The 3,138-nt window shown below is 36.9% G+C and carries 4 protein-coding genes; all 4 read left to right on the top strand.

Annotation, left to right across the window (positions count from 1 at the left end):
• Positions 1 to 150 precede the first annotated feature (150 nt).
• The 4 genes from QZ114_RS06925 (at position 151) to QZ114_RS06910 (ending at position 2,904) form a co-directional block, all read left to right on the top strand.
• Positions 151 to 960: a replication initiation protein gene (locus QZ114_RS06925; protein WP_295501378.1), complete on the top strand. Its 810-nt coding sequence runs from the start codon at positions 151 to 153 to the stop codon at positions 958 to 960.
• Positions 961 to 985: 25 nt separating this feature from the next.
• Positions 986 to 1,387 (top strand): hypothetical protein, encoded by a 402-nt coding sequence (locus QZ114_RS06920; protein ID WP_295501375.1) that lies wholly within the window; start codon positions 986 to 988, stop codon positions 1,385 to 1,387.
• Positions 1,388 to 1,658: 271 nt separating this feature from the next.
• On the top strand, positions 1,659 to 2,015 hold the full coding sequence (locus tag QZ114_RS06915; RefSeq protein WP_000100266.1) for a hypothetical protein: 357 nt from the start codon (positions 1,659 to 1,661) through the stop codon (positions 2,013 to 2,015).
• Between the two features lie 637 nt (positions 2,016 to 2,652).
• Positions 2,653 to 2,904: a hypothetical protein gene (locus QZ114_RS06910; protein ID WP_295501369.1), complete on the top strand. Its 252-nt coding sequence runs from the start codon at positions 2,653 to 2,655 to the stop codon at positions 2,902 to 2,904.
• The last annotated feature ends 234 nt before the right edge of the window (positions 2,905 to 3,138 follow it).

Raw genomic sequence — 3,138 nt, 5'->3', positions numbered from 1 at the left:
TGACAAAAAAATACGTGATACATGACAAAAAAATACGTGATACATGACAAAAAAATACGTGATACATGACAAAAAAACAATAAATCAATTGAAGTTTGTCACATGATATTATATAATCATTTATGACAAAAAAATACGTGAGGTTAAACCATGAAAAAAGGGAAGTCAGAAAATGCGTTTGAGGGCTTGATGTCTAGGCAAGATTATCTAGTAGTACAAGCGAATGACCTAGCCAAAGCCTTTGGGAATTTAAAAGCTTTTGAACATAAGCTCCTGGACTATTGTTTTAGCTATGTTACCAAAGAAAGCAACGTAACGGATACCTTCTTGGTAACTACCAAAGAGGTGCTGAAGCACTTTGGATTGAACGCTTCAGGCTATAATTACGAGCGTGTGGCACGTGGCTTTAAAGCCTTAAACGAAAATACTGCGTTATATTTTGCGATTGAGAAAAACGGTAAAAAGGGAATTCGTATGGGGCAATTATTCTCTATGATTGAGTTTATGGAGAATGGAGAGGTATCGTTTAAATTTTCGGAGTTTGCTGCGCCTTACGTATTTGCTTTACGTAGCCAGTTCTTCTCGTTCAAATTGGCAGAGTTAGCTCAAATCAAATCAAAGTATGCCATTATTTTGATGAAATTGTGGGAAGCAAATCGCTTTAAAAATCAACGTGTCACAACCATTCAAGGAGATTTAGACGATTGGCAAGATTGGTTTTTAGGGGAAGAGAGAAGAATGCCCCCTGCAATCTTTGCAAGGAACTGTCTGAAAGTTGGGGCAGAAGAGCTAGAGAAAAAATTAGGGGTAGATGTTTATCTAAACGTAGTTAAAAATGGCAGAAAGGTCATTGGCTATGAAATGCAGATTACTGATAATCGACAACCAACAACTGCCGAAGTGATACAACATGCAACAGAGAACAGTCATCAAACAGATATCTACGACTTTTTAGACTAATCAATGCAGAAAAGGGAGTCACAAAATGACAGAAAGAGCGGAACTGATAAACGATATCGAGAAATTAAAAGCTGAAAGAAATAGATTATTGAGGCAAGTAGAAGAAGCTGAGCAGTGGGAAAGTACTGCATGGGATAGTTTTAATGCCTTGGCTGACCATCTACGAGCTACAGAGAAAAAGCAAGCCATTGCCCAAAACTACTGGGATAGTTCTCGAAGGGATATTGAAAGTCAATTTGAATTCGTGGCAAGTCAAATTGCTCGAGTAAAAAAAGTGTTGGACAAAAAACGTTATGAATTACTAGAGGGTGAAATTAACGAATTGCAGAAAGAGATTGCTACTTTAGCAGATGTTCTTGGTTTAGAGATTGAGGAGTTGCCGAAGCACTTGCCATTCTACAGATTACCAGCTGAAATTGAGGAGTGATAAAAAATACTTTATTTCCTGTTAGGGGGATTGGGGTGCTCCCCAAAAATTTGAAAGGGGTAAAAAGGCGTTCTCTTGAACGTCTCTTTTTATTTCTTTCAAACACAGTATCTGGGGGAATTTACTAGTAAATGGGTATCCAGATGCTAAGCTTGCCGGAATAAAAATATGTATTAAGTGGCTAGTTTTTACTAGGAAATATCCCAACCGTGTGGTATAGTGTTAAGTGGTAAATTTACCAGTAAGAAAAACTAGTTAAAAAGGAGCAAAGATGAGTAGTTGGAAGACAATGTCAGAGATTGCTGAAGAGTTAAAAATATCAAAAGATTTGGTGAAATATCACCGAAAAAAATTAGATAACGATGATGTGATGACTCATAGAGGTCTGGTGTATATATCAGCTTCAGGTGTTGAGAAAATAAAACAAGGACTTCGCAAAGAAAATTATTCTCTAGGTTTTGAAGGAAATGTTATTCAGCGGATATCGGAGGTAGAAGCCAAGTGTAAGTTTTTGGAGGTTCAAAATAAGGAGCTTTTAGACATGAATAAAGATTTGTTGGCTGAATTAAAGGGATTCAGGCGAGAATTTGATAAATTCTTTGCTTTAATTCAAGAAAGTTTAGAGTAATAAGCGAATATGAGCCCTCAGAGGCTCATATTCGCTTATTTTTGTTTTCGGAGTATAATTCTATGCCTTTGATATTAAAATGCGTTAGAGGACAAAATATGGCCTCTGAGAGCGTTTTATGCCGTGAAAGCTATTTGATAACAAGCTAGGTCAAGTTAGACTGGTTAAGGCGGTTCAGTCTGAACTTGGTTCAGCTGACCGACAAACCAAAGACTAACGACCTAGGTTACTTGTTGTCAAATAGATCATGGAATAAAGTAAGCGGACATGATATAATAACAAAGTCGCAACACCCAGTTAGCACTGCTAAGGAGGTGAGACTTTATGCTAAAATGCTTTATCGAGCTTGTTCTGCTACCACTGCTTGTCGGTGTCAGTTCAGAACTGATTGCGGAGTGGCTAATCCGTAAGTGGCATGACAAATGCGACAAGTAATCTAGCCTGAGTGCCTTGAGCAAGCACAAAAAACACCCTTGGCTGCAACCTTGGGTGTTTTCTTTATGCTTAGCTTTATCGAACTTTTAAGCAATATAATTATATCACGTGGGCTAGCACGTGTCAAAAAGTCCGTATGAAATTAGTCTCTGTGATATAATCAAGGCAGTTGCGAACCTTAGAGCAAAATAAGGAGGTGGCAATGGTGGGTTCAGAGTATAAAGTGGGTGATTGTGTAGATTTTAGGACTACAAGATTAGGGCAGAAAAAGTCTGGGGTAGTTCAGTTAGCAGAGCTTTTGACTTGTGATATTGTCTGTTTTGAAGATAATACGATATACCAGAATATCAAACATTCTGAAATGACTAGAAGCGAAAAGAGTTTAAATGATTTCTTGAAGATTGTTGGATTGTCCGATGAGGCTAAGCAATTTATTTTAGAACTTCTAGTTTAAGAGATTGACCCGATAGGGTCTCTTTTTTTTGAAAAATTAAAAAAATGAAGGCTTTTTTTCTAAAGGAGTTACTTTCATACTTACTTTATAACTTACTTTATATATACTTTGGGGGTGTCAAAAAGTCAGTATTATCAAGGGTTTGCGAGGAGATAAGTGACAAAAAAATACGTGATACATGACAAAAAAATACGTGATACATGACAAAAAAATACGTGATACATGACAAAAAAA

It is taken from the genome of uncultured Streptococcus sp. (assembly GCF_901875575.1).
Lineage (GTDB): Bacteria > Bacillota > Bacilli > Lactobacillales > Streptococcaceae > Streptococcus.
Note: the sequence above shows the minus strand (reverse complement) of the source record. Positions and strands in the feature narration are given on the sequence as shown.

Excerpts from the sequence above, each read along its gene's own strand:
- QZ114_RS06910 (WP_295501369.1), top strand. The coding sequence starts at position 2,653 with ATGGTGGGTTCAGAGTATAAAGTGGGTGATTGTGTAGATTTTAGGACT.
- QZ114_RS06915 (WP_000100266.1), top strand. The coding sequence starts at position 1,659 with ATGAGTAGTTGGAAGACAATGTCAGAGATTGCTGAAGAGTTAAAAATA.
- QZ114_RS06920 (WP_295501375.1), top strand. The coding sequence starts at position 986 with ATGACAGAAAGAGCGGAACTGATAAACGATATCGAGAAATTAAAAGCT.
- QZ114_RS06925 (WP_295501378.1), top strand. The coding sequence starts at position 151 with ATGAAAAAAGGGAAGTCAGAAAATGCGTTTGAGGGCTTGATGTCTAGG.